Below are 22,718 nucleotides of genomic sequence, written 5' to 3'. Positions count from 1 at the left end.
GACGTCATGATCATCAAGAATCTGCTCTCGATGTCGAGCGTGAACGTCGTGAAGTCGGCGGTTCAGTTCCTCATCACGCTGCTCATCACCTATTTCGTGACGCCGACGGAATTCGGGCTCGTGGCGTTTTCGCTGCCGTTCATCGCCTTCATCTCCATGCTGACCGATCTCGGGCTCTCGAGCGCGATGATCCAGAGGAGCTCGCTGACGAAGGAGGAGGCCGGTGCGGCGACGACCCTGATGGTTGCGATCGGGATCGGCTGCGCCCTGGTGCTGGCCGCAGCCTCGAAGCCGCTCGGTGCCTCGGTCAATATGCCAGGCCTGCCGGCGGTGCTGGCTGCGCTCTCCGGTTCGGTCGTCCTGTCGATCTCCGCGATGGGACCGCGCGCGGTTCTGGAGCGATCCCTGCGCTATCAGACGATCGCGCTGATCGAGGCTGGAGCGGCCCTCATTGCTGCGATCGTCGGCGTGGTCGGCGCCGTGTTGGGCTGGGGAATCTGGGCGCTGATCGCGTATTACGTCCTGATGCAGGCGGTGCGTGCCGTCGCGTTCTATGTGAACACCAGGCGCCACATTCACCTGTCCTTCAAATGGCGCAGCGTCGCCCTGATGCTGTCGTTCGGCGGCTGGGTGCTGGCTTCGAACGTCCTCAACTTCGCGGCGAGAAACGTCGGCAATCTCATGATCGGCGCCAAACTCGGCGCGGCGGCGGTCGGCCTGTTCGGTCTCGCCTTCCAGTTCATGACGCTGCCGCTGATGATCCTGTCATGGCCGGGCGGCGGAGTTCTGATGGCCACCTTGAGCCGGATGAACGGCGAGCAAGAACGGGAACGGCGCAAGGCGGCGATTTGCGCGGTTCTCGGCATGACGGCGATGATCACGTTCCCGGCGATGATCTATCTGACATTCGGGCTGAAATACCCCGTTGCGACATTCCTGTCGGCCCACTGGCAGGAAGTATTGCCGCTGATTGCGATTCTCGCGCCGGCCGGCGCCGCGCAGTCGATCGCGGCCTATGCCGGCCCGATTCTTCTGGCTCACGACAAGGCGCGACTTCAGTTCTGGGTCAGCACCGCCAACAGCGCCAGCATGATTCTCGCCTTCCTCATCGCATTGCCGTTTGGGCTCACGGCCGTGGCCGTCGTGTATCTGGTCGTATCGATCCTCGTTTGCGCGTTCATGCTGATCATCGGAGCCCGGAACTGCGCGGTGCCCTATGCATTGTTGCTTGGAGCCCTGATGCCGGCCACGGTCGCCACGACGCTCGGCGCCCTGTGCGCGCTCGTCGTGACGAAGGGGGATGTCGCAAGCCTGTCGCATTGGCTGATCGCGACGGCGGTCTATGCGCTGATCGTGCTCGGCAGCTATGTGGTATTCAGGCGGCGGATCTGGAGCAGCGTGCAGTCGCTGCTCGGCGGATCGGCTCCGCCGATTCAGGCAAATCTTCCCTCGGCAAGTTAGTAGAGATTGGTTGATGTCTTCAGGAGCGGGAATGGGGAGCGAGCCTCAGGCGGGAATTCCGTGGCGCGAGGACCTGATGGCGAATACCGGCAAGTCCGGTGTCGGAGCAGCCTTCATCGCCTTGCTCACGAGCCCGGGCTTTGCGGTGATCACGACCTGGCGGATAGCCAAGATGCTGCGCTTCCAGACACGCTGGGGGCACCAGATCACCTGGCTCTTGGTGCGGGCGCTGATGCGCCGCGGCTGCTACATCTCCGTTCTCGCGGAGATCGGCCCGGGGCTGATCCTGCCGCATCCGACCGGCGTCGTGATCGGCGAGGGCTCGCGAATCGGCCGTTCCGTGATGCTGTATCACAACGTCACGCTCGGACGGCGCGCCTGGGATGAACCGGGTTGCCCGACCATCGGCGACAACGTCGTCATCTACACCGGGGCCGTCATTGTCGGCCCGACTTCGGTTGGCGAGGGCGCCAACGTTGCGGCCAATGCGGTCGTGACGCGTGATGTTCCGCCGCATTCCGTCGCTGCGGGAGCACCCGCGCGCATCGTGCGCTCGGAAGCACCGGACCGCAAGCGCGCCTGAAACAGCGCGACGGGACCATCCTGCCGTTTGATCGTTCGTCGACGGCAAGAGGCGATCGCTCGCGCCTGAGCGCGAGCACAGCAATCTCTGGCGGGGCGAATGTTGTGGCGCTCCGAGGATGACGAACAGTTTTCTCCCGACGTTTCACGAGAGACGGTCAGCGCTTCGCGGTTCAATCCGCGGAGCAGGCGCGGGCTGCAGCAACGTATCTCAGCCGGATCCGTCGTCGATCTCAATGCGTGCGTGAAACCCTCGCATGAACATGCATTGCTGATCGTCTCTAATGATGTTGCATTGCTTCTCATCTGTAATCATTATGCGTTTAGGCAAATGCAATTCCCGGAACAATTCGATGATGCTTGAGGACAAGATTGCAGCGGCCAATGGTCGGCCGACTGGATTCGACTATCTCAGACTTGCTCTCGCCTTAAGCGTAGTCGCGGTGCATATTTTCCAGACCGGTTTAGGCGACGAGGCAGCAAGCGCCTATCTCACGCCCGTTGTTCGCCCGCTGGTGGCCTGCATATTGCCTATGTTTTTCGCACTGAGCGGCTTTTTGGTCGCCGGCAGTCTGGTGCGGACGCAAACCTTGCCGGAATTCTTTGCACTTCGCGTCATCAGGCTTGCGCCTGCGCTGATTGCGGAAGTTGTCCTGAGCGCGTTTGTGATTGGCGCCTTGTTCACGGCGCTACCGCTCTCCGAGTATTTTTCGCACCCCAAGTTCTGGGCTTACCTCCTGAACATCATTGGATATATCCATTTCACGCTGCCCGGCGTGTTTCTGGACAATCCGCGGCCGAACATGGTCAATCAGCAGCTCTGGACAATCCCGTGGGAACTGGATTGCTACATTGTGCTCGGGGCACTTGCGTTTGCAGGTTTGAAGAAGAGCAGGACGCTGTTGATCGTCGCAATTGTCGCAGCTCATCTCTTCGCGATGTATTGGTACAGCGTTCATGAGGCGAAGTCGCCATTGACTGCCAAGGCCGCGTTGCTGCCGATATCGTTTCTGGTTGGCGTGCTGTTCTACTTTTACGCGAGCAAGATCAGGTGGTCTTTTGCGCTGTTCGGCATCGCCCTGGCGGTTTCGTATTTCTTGCTCCGCCTTCCCAATGGCGACCTTGTCGTCGCAGTCCCGCTGACATACGTGACGGTGTTCCTGGGGGTTGCCAATCCCGCTCGAAACAAGGTCATGCTCAGCGGAGACTATTCTTACGGCATCTATCTGTACGGGTTCCCGCTTCAGCAGGCCGCTGCTCATCTGTGGCCGGGTCTGAACCTGGGATCGGCAGCGGCTGTCGTCGCAACTGTTTGCTTTGCAGCCTTTTCATGGTGGTGTGTCGAACGCCCGGCGCTGGGCGCTAGGAAGCTTCTCAAGAAAATCAAATGGCCTGCACGACTGCGCTTGTCAGCGCCCGATCGTACAGTCATGGAGATTGAGGACGCAGCCGTACGGAAATGACTGCCGGCCGGGAGTTCGACATCTGCGCGGCCACAGCGCTTCGGCCCTACTGAAGTCGCCCTTCCTGTTGTCAAAGAGATTGCGCCGGCAGGCTCACCTGCCGGCGCTTGTCTTTGTGCCAGACGAACAGGAAATTGCCCTGATCTAGCGTCGCGACCGTTATCTAGCGTCGCGACCGTTTGTTTCGCAGCTTTGTCGTGGTGGTTTGTCGAACGTCCGGCATTGGCCGCCGGGAAGCTCATCAAGAAAATCAAATGGCCTGCACGACTGCGCGTGTCAGCGGCTGATGGTCCGGTCATTGAGGACACGGCCGTCCGGCAAGGTCGGCGGGAAATTCGACACCGGCTCGGCCGCAGCTTCCCGGTCACACTGAAGTCGCTCTTCCTCTTGTCCCGGAGACTGCGCCGGCAGGCGAACCTGCCGGCGCATGCCTCTGTGTCAGACGAACAGGAAGTTGCCGTGATCGAGCGTCGCCGAATTGACGTTCTTCAGCAGGATGCTGTCGTTCGTCGACATCTGGATCAGCGTATCCGAGCCCGACTGCGAAATCTGCAAATGGCTGTAGTCGGCCACCAGTGATTTCAGGATTTCGATCGTGTCGTGGTTGGATGCTGTTCCGGCGTGGAAGCTCTTGATCTGATCGTTGCCGCCGTCGAACATGATGGTCGTGGTGCCCGGCGCCGCGGAGAAGACGTCGTTGCCGCTTCCGCCGGCCAGCGTCAGTCCCGCGCTCACCGCGGTGACGGCGTGGGTGCCGTCGCTGTTGGTCACGTCGATCGCGAGCAGCGAGCCACTGGAATTGTAGCTGTCGTGCTCGACGGCGCCCGGTTGGCCCGAGAGCTGGAACTTGAAGATGTCGGAGCTGCCGTCGGCGTTGTTGATGGTCTCCGTCGTCTTGACCCCGGTGCTGTCGTAAACATCCGTGATCTTGCTGCCGTCCGACTTGAGAACCTGCGTGTAGTCGAGCGTGCCGTCCGCGTGGGAGCGTTCGAGTAGCGTCACCTTGTTCGAAGAATCGAGGTGCTGGTGCTCCGTCACGTAGCTCTTGCCGGTGATGTTGTACGCGTAGTTGTCGTGGCTGCCATCGGCATTGTTGATGTAGGCCTTGGTCTTGACGCCTGACGTGTAGATGGTCGTCGAATTCGACCCGTCCTTGTTCAGCACGTAGTCGCTGGTCAGGCTGCCGCTGCTGTCGAACAGCTTGGTCTCCTTCGTGCCGTCGGCGTTGACGACGTAGATCGACGTCGGCAGTTCGTTCGCGTAGTTCGTCGTCGTCACGTCGCCGCCGGCGGTCTTGACGACATGCTGGGTGACGTCACCAGACGTATTGTAGGTGTCCGTCGTGGTCGACCCATCGGTGCCGTTGAGGATCTCGCTCGTCTTGTGACCGGTGCTGTCGTAGAGATCGGTGACCTTGCTGCCGTCGCTGTTGATCACCTGCTTGTAGGCAAGCGTGTCATCGGCATGAAGCCGGGTCAGGGTCGTCAGCGTGCCGGCCGCGGTGAGGTGCTGGATCTCGGTCGTATAGCTCTGGCCCGTGATGTTGTAGAAGGTATTGTCGTGGCTGCCGTCGGCGTTGGTGACGTAGAGCTTCATCTTGACGCCGGCCGAATAGACCGTGTTCGAGGACGAACCGTCCTTGTTCAGCACCAGGTCGCTGGCGATGATGCCGTTGGAGTCGTACAGCTTGGTGTCCTTTGACCCGTCGGCGTTGACCACGTAGACCGATGCCAGCACCGTGCCATTGTAGTTCGTCGTGGTGGTGTCGCCGGAGCTCGTCTTGACGATCTCCTGCTTCAGCGCGCCGGACGACGGGTCGTAAGTGTCGGTCGTCGTTGCCGACGAGGTGACGGTGACGACCGAGGTCTTGTGACCCGTGGAGTCGTACTGGGTCGTGACCTTGCTGCCGTCGCTGTTCAGCACCTGGCTGTAGGCCATCGAGCCGTCGGCATGGGTGCGGCTGACCAGCAGCAGCTTCCCGCTGGGATCGATGTGGTCGTGCTCGGTCGTGTAGGACTGGCCGGTGATGTTGTAGTAGTAATTGTCGCGGCTGCCGTCGGCGTTGGTGACATAGGCCTTGGTCTTGACGCCTGCCGTGTACAGCGTGTTCGAGGACGAGCCGTCCTTGTTCTGCACGAGGTCGCTCGCGATGATGCCGTTGGAGTCGTAGAGCTTCGAGTCCTTCGAGCCGTCGGCGTTCACCACGTAGACCGACACCAGCAGCGAGCCGTTGTAGTTGGTCGTTGTCACGTTGCCGGAGGCCGTCTGCACGACCGTCTGCTTGAGGACGCCGGCGGCGGTGTAGACGTCGGTCGTGGTGGCCGTCGACGTCGTGGTGACGACCGAGGTCTTGTGGCCCGTGGAGTCGTACTGCGTCGTGACCTTGCTGCCGTCGCCGTTCAACACCTCGCTGTAGGCCATCGTACCGTCGGCATGCGTTCGGCTCACCGACAGCACCTTGCCGCTTGCATCGAGATGGTCGTGCTCGCTGGTGTAGGACTGGCCGGTGATGTTGTAATAGTAGTTGTCGCGGCTGCCGTCGGCGTTGGTGACATAGGTCTTGGTCTTGACGCCCGCCGTATAGAGCGTGTTCGACGACGAGCCGTCGGCGTTCTGGATCAGGTCGCTCGCGATGATGCCCTTGGCGTCATACAATTTCGAATCTTTGGACCCGTCGGCATTGACCACGTAGACGGACGCCAGCAGCGCGCCATTGTAGTTGGTCGTCGTCACGTTGCCGGAGGTCGTCTGCACGATCGTCTGCTTGAGCACGCCGGCCGTGGTGTAGAGGTCGGTCGTGGTCGCCGTCGACGTGACGGTGATCACCGAGGTCTTGTGACCCGTGGAGTCGTACTGGGTCGTGACCTTGCTGCCGTCGCTGTTGAAGACCTGGCTGTAGGCCATGGAGTCGTCGGCATGCGTGCGGACGACGGACAGCAGCCTTCCGCTGGCGTCGAGCTGGTCATGCTCGCTGGTATAAGACTGGCCGGTGATGTTGTAATAGTAGTTGTCGTGAGTGCGGTCGGCGTTGGTGACGTACATCTTGGTCTTGACGCCGGCCGAGTAGAGCGTGTTCGAGGAGGATCCGTCCTTGTTCTGGACGAGGTCCGCGATCAAATTGCCGCTCGCATCGTAGGTCTTGGTGTCCTTGTCGCCGATCGCCGTGACCGTGACGTCACGCACCATCTTGCCGTCGGTGTAGGCGATGCTCTCCGTCGAGCCGTCGGTATTGATCGTGGCCTTGCTGGTGATGACGCCGTTCGTGAAGTTCGACGTGCTGGTCGATAGAAGCGTCGCCGAGGAGTCGTAGACCTTGGTCACGCTCCAGGTGTCGGTCGAATTGGTGACCGAGAACTGGTAGCCGCCCTGGATCGCCGCCAGCGCCTTCGTATAGTGCGAGATCATGTACTCCATGGTCGAGGTCGAGGCGACCGGAAGTACATGCGTGTCGGTGAGCGTGATGGTCTGAAGCGAATTCGAGGAGTTCAGCTCGGACATCTGTGACACGATGTCCTCAGCGGTTCCGCTGACATCGGTCACGGCGGGCGGTGTCGTGCCGCCTCCCGTCGGGGCGTCGATCTCGATGATCAGGGGATGATCCGTGATCGGAACCACGATCTGACTGACGTCGGTGTAGGTGGCAATCGGCGAGGAGCCCTGCAGCGGATCGTAAACGCTGATCAGATGATGGACGCTGCCCAAATTGACGGTGACCGAGGTGGTCGGGTTCGAGATCTCGGTGTCGGTCGCGTCGTTCCAGATCTTGGGTTCCGCCCAGACCACCAGCTCATAGGCGCCGTTGCTCTTGCCGAGAACCATGCTGTTCCCGCTCGCAGGCAGACCGTCGAGCGTATAGTTCAGCGAAGCGGTCGGCGTATGGCCGCCCGTGCCGTCGTCTGCCAGGATTGTCGTCAGGTTGTGGATCGCGGTCGCTGCGAGCTTCGGGGTTCCATCGCTGTTGAACAGGCCCCAGTGCGATTCGGAGTCCGTGGTGTCGTTGCTCGCCGAAGCGTCGAGCAGCTGATAGAGATAAGTTGTGCTGACGCCGTCCTTGTAGGCATCGACCAACGTGTTCAGGATCGACTTCGCCTGCACATTCTCGTTGGCGCCAATATAAGGTGTGTCGCTCTTGGTCGTGTAGCCGGTCTCGGTGATCACGACCGGATCGGTGCCGGTCACCGACGTAGCATTGCCGAGCAGGGCCTCAAGGGCGGCCGCAGGCGTCAGGCTCGTGCTGACATATGCGTGGGAGTTTGCGTAATCCGTCGAGCCCGAGAGGTCTCCGAGCTTTGCGTAGTCGGTGGTGTCGTTATAGCCCAGCGACAGGTTGTAGACCGAAATCTTGCTGAGCGTGCCGTCGGCCTTGATGGCGTTGTAGTAGGCGGTCTGGAACTGTGCCGCGGCCTCAATGGTCAAGGTTCCGTCGTAGTTGAATTCGTCGAGGTTGACCTCGTTGAGGCCCTCGAGCGCGATGACGCTGCCCGGATGGCTGGTCTCGAACGCCTTGACTGCATCGAGATAATCTTGAAGCGCGGATGTGCCGCCGATCGCGACCTTCGACTGAACCACGAGGTCAAACGTGTACCCGTCCTTGGCGAGGCCATCGAGGACCGGTTGGGCGGCCGGGCTCGTCGCAAGTCCGTCGCGCAGCTTCGTAACGCCGAGATATTTGAGGTCGTCCTCTACGAGTGCGAGGTTGTTGTAGCCTCCCCACCCATAACCAACGTGGGTATTGACGCCGATGGAACTAATGAAGGTGCTCGCCGACAGGATCGTCTGATCTGGTGATGCGGTAGTCATCGGTCTTCCAAAGCCTTTCTGGAGCGCGAGAGTCCGTTGCCGCTTGCGTCTGTCGTATCGACCAATCTCTGTTTTTCAAGTTGGTGAGATTGGTAAAAATGGAAGCACCCGGGAGATTCTCTCGCCGAGATTGTCCTGCGCGACGCTCGCAGCGCACGAATCTGCCTGCACTGATTTGCTTACACTGAGCTTCATCTGTGAAGACCACGCTAATGTGCTTGCAGCATGACGTCGCGATGGCGATGCAACGTCGATGTTGCATCGATGTTGTGCCGCTGCTCAATCAAGGCGCATCTGCTTGTCGCGTAGGCAGCATCGAGCTCGATTGTGTTAAGCGCCATTAAGCTATGGCCAGAGCAGATCGAATTGCCTAGAAGCGGATTGCCGTAAATGCACGGGCCGAACTTCGCATGTGACAATTGTTCTGACGTCGAAGGCTCGACTGGAGTCGCCCGAAGTTTCCCGAGAGCAGCGAGGAGCCAGGAATCGGATGCGATGGAACTTTCTAGCAAAGATCAGCGCGCTTCTTTTTGTCGCGGTGACGAGCGCGTCGGTGTCGTCGTCTGCCGAGGCGCTGGAGTGGGGCGTGAACGGACCCGCAGCGATGCGAAAGGATCCCGAGCCGTTCTTTCGCGTGATGAAGGAGCGCGGCTTCACCGTGATCAGGTGGGGCGTGAACCTGACGAAGGACAACGAGCAGACGGGAGGTCCGGCGTTCGCGAAGACACTCCAGCTGGCGAAGGCTTACGGGATAAGATTGCAACCGATCTTCGGCTTCCCGTTCCGTTGGGGAGACCGCACCGATGCAGGCCTGTATCCTGCCGGTGATCGCGAGGCGTTGTACCAGCAGGGATACAACCGGACGTATGCGTTCGTGAAACAGTTCAAGAATGAGATCGATCAGTGGGAGCTGGAGAACGAGATCAATCTCGTTGCCCGCGACCGCAACGACAAGCGCCTTTTCGGCCATGGGATGACCGCCGCCGAGTTCGAGATGCCGGCCATGGAGGATTGGGCCGCCGTTCTGCGCGGGGCGTCTGACGCGATCGACCGGATCAACCAGGAGAGCGGGTTGCACCTGAAGAAGATCCTGAACACCACCTCCACCATGTTCGGCTTTCTAGACTTCATGGAGTCGCGCGGCGTCCACTACGACCTGATTTCCTACCATTACTATGAAGTGCTGGGACAGGATATGCGCCATGCCTGGAACGGCTGGAACCCGCGTTTCGACCTGTTCAAGAAGCTCGCCTCCTATCGCCGGCACGTTCTCTTCAACGAGGTCAATTGCGGCGAGATCTACAAGCCCGATTACGGCAACGCTCCCGGGGACGCTGCAACCGAGCGTTGTCTACAGAATTTGAACGGTATGTTGACGGCGATTAGAGATCAGAAGGACGTCGTGGTCGATGCCGTCAACATCTACCAAATCGTCGACGAACCGGCCAAGAAGCCTCCGGAAAACCGCTTTGGCCTGATGTACGATTTGGACCGACCGAAGGTCGCGCTCTACCTCGTGTCGCGCTTTGCGGGGGGCAAGCTCACTCCGGAGGAAGCCGCCGAACTCAAGAAACGCGGCTTCTGAAGCCGCTTTTGCCGGCCTGTCGAGCGTCGCAGATCCGCAACGTCAATATGTTAGGCGCGCAAAGCTATGGCGGGCAAACCGCTGGCACGGCACGAAATTTGCCGCTAAGCACTGGTTAACGTCTCGTCTGATCGAACGGAGTAGAAGGCCATTCCCATGAAGGATCCCATGTCGGGCGCCCCGAATGTCATGTTTCTGGTTGAGGTCGTGAACTGCAATGACGGGATTGCATCCTATTGCGAGACCTTGGCCACGGGGCTGCATGCCCGCGGCGTGCAGATTCACCTCGTCTCCGGCGCCGTGCGGTCGGACGAGAAGTCGGAATACAAGCGCCAGAAGCTGGCCGCGGCCGTCAAGCAGTGGCACGTCGTTCCCGGACTTCGCAAGCTGCCCGCGCTGTCGATCTTCATGCAGCTTCTGAAGGTGATCCGGGAGAGCGACATCTCCGTGATCAACGTCCATGGGCTCGGCATGCTGATGTGGGGGCGGCTGCTGTCGCTGCTGACCGGCGCGCGCTGCGTGGCGACGTACCATCCTTCGGTGCTCGGCAACATCGACAAGGTGCAGAATGCGCCGCAATCGACGTTCAGCCTGGTCCAGATCCTGTTCTTCAACCTGTTCTTTCCGCACACCCTCATTCTGATGTCGGAGGAATCGCTCCGGCATCTCAGGCGCTACGTGCTGTTCGGGAAGAATCGGATCGCCAAGGTGTATGGCGGCGTCGATACCGTGCATTTCCGTCCGCCCTCGGATGCCGAGCGCCGCGATGCCCGCGCCAAATTCGGCGTCGCCGAGGGCGAGTTCATGTGCCTGCTCGCAGCCCGTCTCGCCTGGGTGAAGGGCCACGACCTGCTCATCAAGGCGGCGCGCAAGATCCGTGACAGCGCCACGTCTTCGCCCATCGACATCAAGTGCTACTTCGTCGGCAGCGGCGGCGCCGAGCGCGAGAAGGAAATCAAGTCGTTTGCCTTTGCCGGCGAGAAGGACAAGGACACCTTCAAGTTCCTCGGCTTCATGGGCGACGTCCGCGAAATTCTCTGGGCCGCCGACGTGTTCGCGCTGCCGAGCCGGTTCGAGGGATTCCCGCTCGGCGTTGCCGAGGCCATGGCGACGGGATTGGTTCCGGTGCGGACCCCGGCCGGGGGCGCTTCGGACCAGATCATCGAAGGCCAGACCGGCTACATCGTGCCGTTCGAGGACGTCGATGCGCTCGTCGGGGCGCTCGAAAAAGTGGCAGATCCCGCAACGCGCGCTGCGCTGTCGCGCAATGCCCTTGCGCGCGCCCAGCAATATTTCGGTGTCGGGCCGATGGTCGACGAGACCTTGAGGATCTACGGCTTGACCGGCGACATCAGCGGCAATGCGCTGGCTCACGCGGTGAAGGCCTGATCCAAAGCGCGATGGGATCCATCGCGCTTTGGATTATTGTTTGAGCATGATCTTTTCGGAAAACCGCTGCACACTTTTCCGGATCATGCTCTAGCTGCGGGCCGAGGCCAGCAGGTCGCCTCGCCACGTCACCAGGACGACGGCGAGGCCGGCAACGGCAATCTTTCCCGCAAGCCAGAGCAGGGAATCCGACGGGGCTGTCGCGAGCATGGCGACCGCCGCGGCCGCGACGGTTGCCTCCACGATCAGCAGCGCTCGCGGTGCCGCGCGAAACCGGATCAGCGGCCCGCTGGCGAAGAGGATGACGAGCGCGGTGGCGAGTGACGCGCTCGCGATTTGTCCCGCGACCGATATGTGCAGCAGCGCGCCGAACGAAGCTGCCGCCGAGACCAGCACGAGCTGGCACACCGCGACGACCACCAGCCGCGTTGCCGATTTGGTCAGATGCGGCACGATCGCGAGCGTGGCCTGAAGGTGGGTGTGGAGAAAATAGAAGATCGCCGCGGCCGGCGCGGCACCGAGAAAATCGACCAGCAGATCGGCCGGAACGAACAGGTGCGCCGCGTCCGGCAGAAGGCCGATCAGCCCGCCCAGCATGACGATCGTCGCACACAGGATGAAGTCGAGCATGCGGGCGGTCGTCCTGCGAGCTTCACCGTCGACGCTGCGCTCGAACTGGACGACGACGTTGGGATAGCAGACGGTGTGAATGGCAGCCACGAGAACGGAGAACGGCCGTTGCAAGAGGTCGATCGCCATCGAGAAGCCGGCGGCTCCCGTCGAGGCCCGGCCAAGCGTGGCGATCACGATCAGGCGCAACGTGACGGGGACAGAGAGATGGATGACGGAGGCAGCCGCGGCCATGATGCCATAGCGGCAGAAATTGCCCCAATCCGCCAGCATGGCTTGCCGCGACGGCCGCTGGAGCGAGGTGCGATGCACGATCAGGCTCACCAGGAGCACGGCGCCGTAGCCCGCGGCGATGCCGCACAGCGTTGCCGCCGCGGTGCCGTGGAGGTGCGCGGCCGCGACGGCGCCGGCCAGAAGGACGCTGGCGCGCAGGATCAGCAGGGCTGATGCCGTCGCCAGCCGATCGGACACGCGCACGATCATGAAATACAGGTCGGTGCCGCCTTGCAGCACGGCCAGCGCCAGCGCCAGGGCGACGACGCCTGTCTCCAGCGTGCTCAACAGCCCCGCCATGCTGCCGACCAGCAGCAGAACCAGCGCACTGAGCCCTCCGGCGGCGAACAGCGAGAATCGCAGGCGCGCCGCCTCTGCTCCGGAAGCGGCGGCGAGGAAGCGGACGCCGGCCAGTTGCAGCCATTCAAAGACGAAGACGCAGAACAGCTGGCTCGTGGCCAGCGCCAGCGAGAACGAGGTGTACTGGGCCGGAGAGAGGATATGGCTGACGGCGAAGATCAGAATGATCGCGGACGCACTCTGGTAGATGTAGCTGCCGAATGCGAGCAGGCTGGTCATGTCTGACGATGCGTGAGAGAGAATGTGGGGGAGTGGTCGAGGGGCGTCAGCGGCATTTCAGTCCGCCTGTCTCAGGTGCAAGCCATGCTGCGGCTGCGCATGATCTGGTCGAAGGCGGTGCGATAGCCGGTGACCACGTCGTCAAAGGCCCATTTGTCGATGCCGGACTTCAATCGGTCGCTCATCTCCCGAATCTGCTCGGGAGAGTCGACGATCGCCAGAAGGCTCTTGGCGATCGAGGCCGGATCGGGTGACGTCAGCCAGCCGGTCAAGCCGGGCTTGATCGCTTCCTGGATGCCGCCGAAGGGGGTGCCGAGCAGGGGCTTGCAGGCGGCTTGCGCGTCGGCGACGACGAGCGGACTTGGATCTTCCCAGACCGAGGGCACCACCACGACGTTCACCTGTTCGTAAAACTGCTTCGGCTGCACGAAGCCGAGAAACTCGATCCGTGCGTTCGGGGCGAGCTCCTTGATCTGCTTGCGCTGGCTCTCGGATGCGTGCCCCGCGATGACGAGCCGGATCCGCTCGGGCGGAATCGTCGCGATCGCGCGAACGAGATTGTAGATGCCTTTTTCTTCGGTCAGCCGGCCGATGAAGCCGAACGTGACGGTGCCGTCGACCAGGGCCGTCTCTTCGCTGCCGACGTCGGCCGTCGAGGCGTTTCGAATGACGATCTTCAGCGGTGTCTGCGTGAAGAGACCGAGCCGGGTATGGATGTCGAGAATGCGCTGGCTGACGCCGACCACGGCGTCCAGATGTCTCGTCGCCCCGCGGCGGCGATAGGTCAGCAGCTGGCAGCTCATGCAGCTCGCCTCGCAGGCGTGTCCGTCCGAGAAGCGCGAGCAGCGGGGGCAGGTGAGATAGTAATCGTGAAGCGTATGCAGGACCGGAATGCCGAGCTCTGCCGCGGTCCGCCACACGGCCGTGGTCAGCCCGGAGAGATTGTTGGAGTGCAGGATATCGGGCTTGAAGGCCTTGATCCGGGCGGCGACGATCTCCGACGCCTGTTGCCAGTCCTCGATCGCGTGCCAGATGCCGCGCACGGGCGCGCTGTGCTGCTTGGCGAAGGGGAAATAGATGTTGTGCACGGGCGCCGAATACACGTCGATGCCGTTGCAGGTCTCCATTGGCTGGTTCGACGCAGACGCGGCACGTATCACTTCCACGCTGTCGTTCTGCCCCACCAGGGTCTCGGCGAGGCGGCGGACGAAAGTTTCCGCGCCACCGACCACCTTCGGAGCCAACGGCGTCGGATAGAGGGATGACGTGATAAGGATCTTCATCGGAAAAGGTCTGTCCAGCTTTCCAGCCAAATGGCTTTCTGAAATCTCCGTTTCGGCTTACTGCCGGTTGGTGCGATTGTTGTTCAAATACACGTCCAAATATTGACCTGTTACTGAATCCGCCGAGAACCTTTCGGCAAATCCCGGCTGTGGAGGTCGCGCGACCTTCCAGTGCGATCTCTCGTTGAGGGCCTTCAGCATCAATTCTCCCAATCGCTTATGGTCGTTGGGCTCGTAGGACCCAACCATATTGGAGAACCCCGCGATCTCGGGAATCCCTCCCGCGGTTGAACAAATCGTCGCCCGGCCCGCGTTGATGCTTTCGATCAGCGTCCGCGGCAACGGCTCCGGCCAGACCGAGCTCACCAGGCAGACGTCGATGCCGGCATAGAATTCGGCCGCCCTGGCAAAGCCGAGCCATTCGATGTTGCCCCTGCTGCGGCTTTTGAGCCCCCGCACGTAGTCCTCAAGTCCCTTTCCGGCAATTTTCAGTTGCCACCCCTCGTTGGGAAGCAGCTCGGCGGCCTTGAGGACTACTTCAATACCTTTTTCGGCCTCGATCCGGCCGATAAACCCGAAGATCAGGTCATTCGAGCTCGAGGGCGGTGAGGGCACCACGGAGCTCGGATCGGCGATGTTGAAGATGACGCGACCGTCGGTTCCAGGGAAATATTTCAGCCTGGTGTGCTGGTCGAGCACGAACTGGCTGTTCGAGACCACCGCATCGACCATGCGCGAAGCCAGCAGATAGGGCGAGGTCATGGCCGCGCACAGCGTGCAGCGCTGCGTGCATGTCGCGTCTCCGCGAAACAAGGTCGAGCGCTTGCAGAGCAGGGAATAGTCGCGCAGCGTATGCACGATCCGGATGTTGCGCCGCTTGGCTTCCGACCACAACGAGACCGAAAATCCGGTGATGTTGTTGGTGTGGACGACCTCCGGCTTCTCGATGTCGAGAATTTCGGCGAAACGCGCCGCGGATTTGCGATTCCAGGTGTCCTGAAGATGCCACTTCAGGCGCTGGACCGAGGAGGGCTTCCTGTCGCTGCCGAACGGCCAGTAGTCGTTGTCCAGCGGCACACGATACACCCGCACGCCCTTGCGATCGTCGATGCTGCGATCCTGCTTGTTTTGAAGGCAGACCACCGAAACCTGATGTCCGCGCTGGACCAGCGCCTCCGCCAGCAGCGACACGGACACTTCGGCACCGCCGATGATTTCTGGCGGATAGAGCGTGTTAACGATCAGTATCTTCAAGGGGAGCCCCGGATTCAGCAGCCAGCTGCAGCGTCAGTTCGATGGCCGAATCTCGAAATCCGGCACGGCCGAGCCCTTGACGCTGACAAGCAGCGGCGTCGTCGATAACGCCGCCCAGGCGCCGGGCGCAGAACTCGGCGCTTGCCGACATACATAGCCGATCTCGATATTCGGTTCTGGATTTTTTAATCGAACCTCGAAGCGCTTCGACGAGTTCTCCGACCAGAGCGCCACCTTCGTGTCCGATCCGCTCTCGCTGCGAATCTGCACGACACCCGGCACGGGTATGGTTCGCGTTGCCTTCAGGCTGCTGCGTATGAAGGCCCAGCTTTCGCGAATGGAGCACACCGCGGGCTTCGGCGAATTGTCGAAATGATAGATCCCGAAATTGTCCTCGAGCTCGCCGCCCTTCGTCCCGCTGTCCTTCAGCTCGTAGAGCCATATCCCCTTCAGCCAGGGACCTGCGGTCGACGACCAGAGGATCATCTGGGCCATGTTGTCGGCGGAGAGCTGCTCGTTGACGCCGCATTTCGCGTTTGGCGTCGGCCATCCCGTCTCGGTCAGATAGATCGGATAGTTGGGATTGCCGGTCGCCTGTGCGACGCGCTGATGAAAGTTTTCCAGCCGTTCGATCGCTTCGGTCGCGCTGCGTCCGACCGGCGGCAGGCAATGGTTGTAGATGTGGATCGACATGCCGTCCGCGATGCGGGCGACGTCGGTCTTCAGAAGCGCGTCGGTGAATTTCCAGCCCGGATCGTCGCCGAGGGCGCCGATCACGAAGGGCGCGGAAGGCGCCGCCTGCTTGACCGCGGGCTGCACCAGACGGGCAAGCGCCACGTAATTTTCGACCGTGAATTGCGGCTCTGCGCGCGCCCGCAGATTGTACTCGTTCCACAATTCGAAGATCGGCTGACGCATCGCGACCGCTTGCGCGGCCGTCGCCGCATAGGTGACGAATCTCTGGCGCGCCTCGTCGGTCGTCGGCGGATCGGAGTTCGGGACGAGATGATGACCGGCGCCGAGGATGAGCAGCGGGATGCCGCCGCTGGTCCTGATCTGGGTCTCTAAGCGGCCGTTCAGGGCATTGAAGCCGAGCCGCTTGCCGGGCAGCTCGAAATCCGACCAGGGGAAGTCGTCCCGGAACGATGTGACCCCGAGTTCCTTCATCTGCTTGATGGCGGTCGCGGGCACGTAGCCGCGCTCGCTGGTGACGCCGCCGAGGCCCTGATGCGTGCCGACGCCCAGCAGCAGCCGCTGATCGAGTGGTTGCGCATTCTGCGCGTTCGCAGGATAGACGAGGCCAGCCGCGGCGCAGAGCCCACATATCAGCGTCCGGAAACGACGCGTCGCGCGTTTCCTCTTTTGCTCCGTCACGCTCGTATCCACTCCTGCTCGCGTCAACCCGACAAGGCTAGTCCTCTTCTGTGGCCCCAATTGGGTGAGGCGACCTTGTCTGCGCGCTCGTCATTGAGCGCGCTGAGTTGGGCTATTTGGAGTTCACGACCACGCTGCTGATGTTGTCGGCGTTGACGCTCGCCGCGTTCAGCGGGTTCATGAGCTTGACGAATTCGGTCGACGGCGATTCGGCCACCGAGATCACGTCATGATCGCGCATCCTGAACGTATCCGCCTGGAACCAGCCGTCGGGCTTGCTCATGTCGAACTTGTACACGGCAGGCACCGTCTTGGTCGGGAACTGCGTGACATCGACGCCGATCCTCTCCAGCAGCGGCTTCGGCTCGAACCGGTAGACGTAGATGGACTTGGAGTCCGCGCGGTTGCCGTCGAGGCCGCCCGCCTTCGCGATGGCTTCGGCCAGCGACATGTTGTCGTTCTCGAAAGTGAAGCGGCGGTTATTGGTGCCACCGATCGATCCCGGCGACGGCGTCGAACCAAAGGCCATATAGACGCGCGGAATGCGGGTCAGGAAGACGACGTCGCCCGGCGCGAGCAGGACGTCCTGGTCGGGGTGGTGCACCACCGACGACATCGACTCGCTGTAGGTGCGGCCCTCGCGCTTGATCGTGATCGTGCTCTCATAGGAGGGATATTTGGGGCCGCCCGCACGCGCGATCGCGCCCATCAGGCGAATGCCGCCCGGATCGACCGGAAAGCGCAGCGGCGAGTTGACTTCGCCGAGCACGCTGATCTGGTTGCCGCGCTGTTCGGCGACGCTGACGACGGCCTGCGGGTCGATGGCGCGGTCCTTGAGGCGCTCGCGGATGATGTTCGAAACCGCGCGCGGCGTCAGCCCGGCGACCTTGATCGATCCGGCGTAGGGAATGTTGATGTTGCCGGACTGGTCGACCTGCTGCCTGGGAATGTCGACGAAATTGCCCGGTCTCACGCCCGCTTCGCGCGGAATGAACAGGCCGCCCGCCTGGGCTTCGTACACGGTCACCGTGACGATGTCGCCGATGCCGATCGTGACGTCGCGATAATTGCCGCCGGGAAGACGCGAGAACACCATTCCGGAGGAATCCGTGAACGCATTCGTCGCCTGAAGGATCGCCGGATTGACCGGCATCAGGGCATAGGCCAGCGGCGCCGACGGTTCGGTGATGAGCGCGGCATTCGTCTGCGTGGCGACGGCATCCGGAGAGTCCAGGGGAATGAAGCCTGCGCAACCCGCCAGGGATACGCTGATCGCAGCAGCTGCCAGGATTCGGCTAATCCCGAAATCAAAAGAAAAACGTTCGGTCTTAGCCACCGCCATTCCCTCGTACTCATTTAAAATCGGAAACACCGTACAAATCCCGTGCTGCGGAGTCACTGCTACGTCTTCGACTTTATGGTAAAGCACTCATGGCTGTGACCTTATTGCCACTTGTGAACTGCGATTCACGTAAGAATGACTGTTCAAAATCTGTGCGACGGGTTCCTGTTTTATAAGCAGTTTGCAAACTAGACATACACATGTCGGATCAATGTCACGATTGGGGCTTGTTCCGAACTTGTTAGTCGCACGCGATGATGGTCCGAGCCTGCTTGGGTGCTGTTGCCAGGCCTCACCGCAATAGAGTTCGAATGTCGGGTCAAAGCTGCGCGCACCATCCGTTGTGTTTCCTGCGATTGGCCAGGCTCTGCGAGGCGTCGATCGAAATTTCCGCGACGGGATTCCGCCTCCGTTAACGCTTAGAAACGGAAGCTGGCGTCACGCTGGCGTCCGTAAGGTCTTCCTAATCCTGATCCGGCTAGTTGCACGGTCAAACAACAGGGAAGGCGAAGACAATGTTGCAGACCGGATCACTGCTGTTCGCGGCCGGCTTTCTCACCTGCGCGATGATGGTTGCCTCCGCAATTGCGTGGTCGTTCTCCGATAGCCGGGTGACCGGCCGCGAGTTCGCGCGGGAAGATGCCCGCCGGATGGCCTGATCCGCCAATCGTTAGGGGCGCAGATTGTTCGGAAGGTCGGACTGCAGCTTCGCCTGCTGCCCGGATTCGCTCCGGCGCATGTGCAGGATGTCGGCGTAGACCTGACTCAAGGTCCGGTGCGTCTGCTCGATGTCGTAGAGGCGGGTGAAGCGCTCATATCCGGCCTGGCCGACCGCAGCCAGGTCCATTCGGGTTGCGCGCTGAAAACCTTCAGCCAGCTTTTCCGCCGAGACTTCGTCGCAGAGCACGCCCGTCGCGTTGTCTTCGACGATTTCCGGCAGGGCGCCGATACGGAAGGCGATGATCGGTTTTGCGGCACGCATTGCCTCGATCGCGACCAGGCCGAACGCCTCCCAGCGTGACGGAATCGCGACCATGTCGGCCTGGTCGAGCTCGGCCTCGATCTGGTTGCGATTCATCCAGCCCAGCAGCGAGACGTTGGCCGGCAGGTCGCTCTGGCGGAATTTGCTGACGACCGAAGCGCCGATCAGGCGCACGTCGAGCGTGTCGCGAAGCGCATGGGCCGCATCGATCAGGAGGTCATACCCCTTCTGGCGATCGAGGCGTCCGATGAAGAGGACCTTGATCTTCTCCGACCGCCACGGCGCCGCGCTCTGGTCGAGCACGGGACGCTGCCTGGAAATCCCGTTGTGCACAAGAGCGAGGCGATTCGCCGCGATTCCGACCTGCGTGGCGTCGGTCCGCTCGCTCTCCGAGATGCACACGATGCGATGGGTGAATTTCGACAGCACCAGCTCGGTGAATTTGGTGACCTCGCGGCTGAGGCGGCCGGTCTCGCGGCCGAACGCCCATCCGTGCGGGCAATAGACGATGCGCGAACGCCGATAGGTCAGCCAGAGCACCGGGCGCACCACGAGCCCGGCGAACGAGGAGTGAAGATGGATGATGTCGGGCCGCAGCTGCCGCACCGCGCGCATCGTCGCGAACAGCATGCGAAACAGGCCGAGCGCGTTGCGGCCCTCGCGCGGAAACGTGGTGACGGCGTCATCCTCGATGTTCACCAGATCGCCGCGATGGTCGGACGGAACGACATAGTTGACGTTTCCGCGGCCGAAGCTGGCGCACTGATGCGGATGCAACTCGTTGAGATAGGTCGCGATGCCGCCTCTGACCGTCTCGGCGACATGCAGAACTTTCAGGCCGCTGGACAACGGTCATTCCTTCCTTGACTTGCAGGCACCGGATCTTGCGGACGCACGTCTAGTGCCGCCAAGCAGCAATATTTGGGCCGCTTCATTGTACGAGGCGCCCCGATGCGGTTTGCGGAGCCGGTTTGGCGAGGAATTCGAGCATTGCTGCGGCCGACTTGGCCCAGGAATATGTCGCAAGGCGCTTTTGCTGCCTCTCCTGTTCCGCAGGCGAAATCCTGCCGAGTTCAATTCTTTCGTGCATCCGTGCCGACAACCCGTCCGCATCGAGTGGTTCGAAATAGACGGCGGCATCGTCGCAGGTCTCGCGCACCGCCGCGGCGGAACTCGCAATGACCGGGCAGGCGAAGTACATCGCTTCCAGGGGAGGGATGCCGAAGCCCTCGTAGAGGCTCGGAAAAACGAACGCCGCGGCCCGGGAGAACAATGCCGCGATTTCCTCGTCCTTCAGGCGGCCTGCGACAACGATGCCGGCTCGCGATTCGGTGGCGCTGCCGCCAAAGACCTTGCTGTTGTCGCCTCCGACCACGACCAGTGGAAAATCGGCGCGGCCGAGCCGCTCGGCGGCGCGAACGGCGGTGTCGACGTTCTTGTTCTTCGTCATCGAGCCGACGAACAGGAAGAACTGGTGGGGCGCAATGCGCAGTTGATCGATGATCGAAAAATCCGGCGCGACGGTCGCGAAGTGCTCCGCGCTGTTCGGAATGACGGGCATCGAGGCGGGATCCAGCGACAGCACCTCGGCAAGTTCGTTGCGCGAAAACGCCGAAACTGTTGCGATCGTTGCGGCGCGCGCCAGCAAATGGCCGAGCGTCCGATGCAAGGCGAGGTAGCGCCAGCTGAAGAAGTCCGGCCGCCTGAAAACCTGCGCGTCGTGGATCACGACCAGATGGTCGCGATGGAGCACCGGGCCCGAATTGGCGAGGCTGATGAGGCGCGTGCCGGCGGCTGCGCGCGCCAGGTCGATCTGGTCCCACGCGTGGCCCTGCAACGATCCGACCTGCTTGACGTTGATGCGGCGAAGACCGGGAAGGGCTTGCGCATTTGGCGGCGCGAGAATCTGCCACTCTGCGTCCACCAGTTGTCGTGGAGCCTCTCCACTCGCGAGCAAGCCGTCCATCGCCTTGACGATCTCGGCGGCGTAGCGTTGCACGCCCGTAAGCGATTGTGACAGGAACCTGCCGTTGATGGAAAGTTTCAAAGCCGATCTTTTCTTGGTGGGTTTGTTGAGCGTCTGACGCGAACGTTGCCTCAAGACTAAGCATTCGCGCTGAAGATGCGATCTATGACGTGTAGCACAGTTGGCGCTATCGTCCGAGCATCTTCGCGAGGCCGATAGCATGCGACGATGCATGGCGCCATCATGTTTCCTACACATTTCGATGCGCTTACATGGACGTCTGATTTGATGACTGTCGCAATCGTCCAAACCTTGCCTCTCATGTCCTGGTCTGGCATTGCATTCGCGGAATGAACGAGGTGACAACTTTGCGGCCAGTGATCGTGACCGGTGCTGCCGGCTTTATCGGAATGCACGTTTGTGAACGGCTGTTGGCACGCGGCGAGCAGGTCGTTGGCATCGATTCAGTCACACCGTATTACGATCCGGCGCTGAAGCGTGCGCGTCTTGCAACGCTCGAGAACCGTCCGGGTTTCAAATTTGACGAGATCGATCTTGCTGATTTCGCCGCGGTGACGCGCGTGTTCGACGAGGTCGCGCCCGACCGCGTCGTGCATCTGGCGGCGCAGCCCGGCGTGCGCGCCTCGATCGACGACCCCATCACCAGCATCCGCGCCAATTGCGACGGCTTCGTCACCGTGCTCGAGGCGGGCCGTCGCCATGCTCTCAAGCATCTCGTCTACGCCTCGTCGAGCTCGGTCTACGGCGCCAACCGCACCTTGCCGTATTCGACCGAGCATTCGGTGAACCATCCGGTCAGCCTTTACGCCGCGAGCAAGAAGGCGAACGAGCTGATGGCGCACACCTTTGCGCATGTTCACAAGCTGCCGGTGACCGGCCTTCGCTTCTTCACCGTCTACGGTCCGTGGGGCCGGCCCGACATGGCCGCCTGGCTGTTCACGCGCGCGATCTTCGCCAATGAGCCGATCAAGATTTTCAACAATGGCGACATGTGGCGCGACTTCACCTATGTCGACGACATCGTCGAAGGCGTGATCCGCACGCTCGATCGGCCCGCGGCGCCGAATCCCGATTGGAACGCGGAGCGGCCCGAAAATTCGTCGAGCTATGCGCCGTATCGCGTCTACAACATCGGCAACAACCGCTCGGTCAATCTGATCGAGTTCGTCGAGACGCTGGAGAAGATCATCGGCAAGCCCGCGATCCGCCAGTTGCTGCCGATGCAGGCCGGCGACGTCCTGGAGACCCGCGCCGACATTTCCGCCCTCCAGCGCGACGTCGGCTTTTCGCCGTCGACCTCGATTGCGGATGGCCTCGGCCGCTTCGTCGCATGGTATCGCCGGTATCACGGCGTCTGATGGCCGCGATCGGCGGCACCCTGCGTGCCGCCCGAAATGCCCGATCTTGCAGTGGTTCTTGCGCTTTTGGCCGCCGGCGACCTTGTCAGCGGGCGCGAACGGTGGTTATCCGTCCTCTGAACCCCTTTTGACCCGAAACAAGTCGCAGGACCAAAGCTGAGCGGATCATGGCTGAGCGGATCGCTCTCATCACCGGCGTGACTGGCCAGGACGGCGCCTATCTCGCCGATTATCTGCTGTCGCTCGGCTATGTCGTGCACGGCATCAAGCGACGCTCGTCCTCGTTCAACACCGCGCGCGTCGACCATCTCTACCAGGACCGGCATGTCGGCAACGTGCCGTTCCTGATGCACTATGGCGACATGACGGATTCGAC

The 22,718-nt window shown here is 61.6% G+C and carries 16 protein-coding genes; 8 read left to right on the top strand and 8 right to left on the bottom strand.

Annotation, left to right across the window (positions count from 1 at the left end):
• Positions 1-6: 6 nt before the first annotated feature.
• From JQ603_RS33885 to JQ603_RS33875, 3 genes are all read left to right on the top strand, one after another.
• On the top strand, positions 7-1,461 hold the full coding sequence (locus tag JQ603_RS33885; protein ID WP_212346695.1) for a lipopolysaccharide biosynthesis protein: 1,455 nt from the start codon (positions 7-9) through the stop codon (positions 1,459-1,461).
• Positions 1,462-1,492: 31 nt separating this feature from the next.
• Entirely contained in the window at positions 1,493-2,044 is a 552-nt protein-coding gene (locus JQ603_RS33880; RefSeq protein ID WP_212346692.1) for a serine O-acetyltransferase, read from the top strand.
• Positions 2,045-2,396: 352 nt separating this feature from the next.
• Positions 2,397-3,506: an acyltransferase family protein gene (locus JQ603_RS33875; RefSeq protein WP_212346689.1), complete on the top strand. Its 1,110-nt coding sequence runs from the start codon at positions 2,397-2,399 to the stop codon at positions 3,504-3,506.
• 438 nt (positions 3,507-3,944) lie between these two features.
• On the opposite strand, the gene JQ603_RS33870 is transcribed toward JQ603_RS33875, so the two are convergent.
• On the bottom strand, positions 3,945-8,306 hold the full coding sequence (locus JQ603_RS33870; RefSeq protein WP_212346686.1) for an RHS repeat protein: 4,362 nt from the start codon (positions 8,304-8,306) through the stop codon (positions 3,945-3,947).
• 490 nt (positions 8,307-8,796) lie between these two features.
• On the opposite strand from JQ603_RS33870, the gene JQ603_RS33865 reads away from it, so the two are divergent.
• Positions 8,797-9,891, top strand: coding sequence for a glycosyl hydrolase 53 family protein (locus JQ603_RS33865; protein WP_212346683.1), 1,095 nt, complete (start codon positions 8,797-8,799; stop codon positions 9,889-9,891).
• A 156-nt stretch (positions 9,892-10,047) separates the two neighbouring features.
• The gene (locus tag JQ603_RS33860) at positions 10,048-11,280 is read left to right on the top strand and encodes a glycosyltransferase family 4 protein (protein WP_212346680.1); all 1,233 of its coding nucleotides are present in this window, start codon (positions 10,048-10,050) and stop codon (positions 11,278-11,280) included.
• 90 nt (positions 11,281-11,370) lie between these two features.
• Here JQ603_RS33860 and JQ603_RS33855 read toward each other — a convergent pair whose 3' ends face one another.
• The 5 genes from JQ603_RS33855 to JQ603_RS33835 all read right to left on the bottom strand — a co-directional run bounded on the left by JQ603_RS33855 (position 11,371) and on the right by JQ603_RS33835 (position 18,015).
• Positions 11,371-12,762: a hypothetical protein gene (locus tag JQ603_RS33855; RefSeq protein ID WP_212346677.1), complete on the bottom strand. Its 1,392-nt coding sequence runs from the start codon at positions 12,760-12,762 to the stop codon at positions 11,371-11,373.
• A gap of 71 nt (positions 12,763-12,833) precedes the next feature.
• Positions 12,834-14,045: a glycosyltransferase family 4 protein gene (locus JQ603_RS33850; protein WP_212346674.1), complete on the bottom strand. Its 1,212-nt coding sequence runs from the start codon at positions 14,043-14,045 to the stop codon at positions 12,834-12,836.
• 57 nt (positions 14,046-14,102) lie between these two features.
• Positions 14,103-15,299: a glycosyltransferase family 4 protein gene (locus JQ603_RS33845; RefSeq protein WP_212346672.1), complete on the bottom strand. Its 1,197-nt coding sequence runs from the start codon at positions 15,297-15,299 to the stop codon at positions 14,103-14,105.
• 33 nt (positions 15,300-15,332) lie between these two features.
• Entirely contained in the window at positions 15,333-16,673 is a 1,341-nt protein-coding gene (locus JQ603_RS33840; RefSeq protein WP_212346670.1) for a hypothetical protein, read from the bottom strand.
• Between the two features lie 112 nt (positions 16,674-16,785).
• Entirely contained in the window at positions 16,786-18,015 is a 1,230-nt protein-coding gene (locus JQ603_RS33835) for a polysaccharide biosynthesis/export family protein (protein WP_212346668.1), read from the bottom strand.
• 515 nt (positions 18,016-18,530) lie between these two features.
• On the opposite strand from JQ603_RS33835, the gene JQ603_RS33830 reads away from it, so the two are divergent.
• The gene (locus JQ603_RS33830; protein WP_212346666.1) at positions 18,531-18,674 is read left to right on the top strand and encodes a hypothetical protein; all 144 of its coding nucleotides are present in this window, start codon (positions 18,531-18,533) and stop codon (positions 18,672-18,674) included.
• An 11-nt stretch (positions 18,675-18,685) separates the two neighbouring features.
• Here the strand turns inward: JQ603_RS33830 and JQ603_RS33825 are convergent, their stop codons facing one another.
• Complete coding sequence (locus JQ603_RS33825) at positions 18,686-19,846, bottom strand: glycosyltransferase (RefSeq protein WP_212346664.1); 1,161 nt, start codon at positions 19,844-19,846, stop codon at positions 18,686-18,688.
• A gap of 82 nt (positions 19,847-19,928) precedes the next feature.
• On the bottom strand, positions 19,929-21,044 hold the full coding sequence (locus JQ603_RS33820; protein ID WP_245004044.1) for a glycosyltransferase family 4 protein: 1,116 nt from the start codon (positions 21,042-21,044) through the stop codon (positions 19,929-19,931).
• A 269-nt stretch (positions 21,045-21,313) separates the two neighbouring features.
• Between JQ603_RS33820 and JQ603_RS33815 the strand changes: the two genes are divergently transcribed.
• Positions 21,314-22,342, top strand: coding sequence for an NAD-dependent epimerase/dehydratase family protein (locus tag JQ603_RS33815; protein ID WP_212346662.1), 1,029 nt, complete (start codon positions 21,314-21,316; stop codon positions 22,340-22,342).
• A 167-nt stretch (positions 22,343-22,509) separates the two neighbouring features.
• On the top strand, positions 22,510-22,718 hold a 209-nt coding region (locus tag JQ603_RS33810; RefSeq protein ID WP_212346659.1), incomplete at its 3' end, for a GDP-mannose 4,6-dehydratase.

The sequence above is a fragment of the Bradyrhizobium liaoningense genome, from assembly GCF_018130825.1.
In the GTDB taxonomy this organism is placed as follows: Bacteria; Pseudomonadota; Alphaproteobacteria; order Rhizobiales; family Xanthobacteraceae; genus Bradyrhizobium; species Bradyrhizobium liaoningense_B.
Note: the sequence above shows the minus strand (reverse complement) of the source record. Positions and strands in the feature narration are given on the sequence as shown.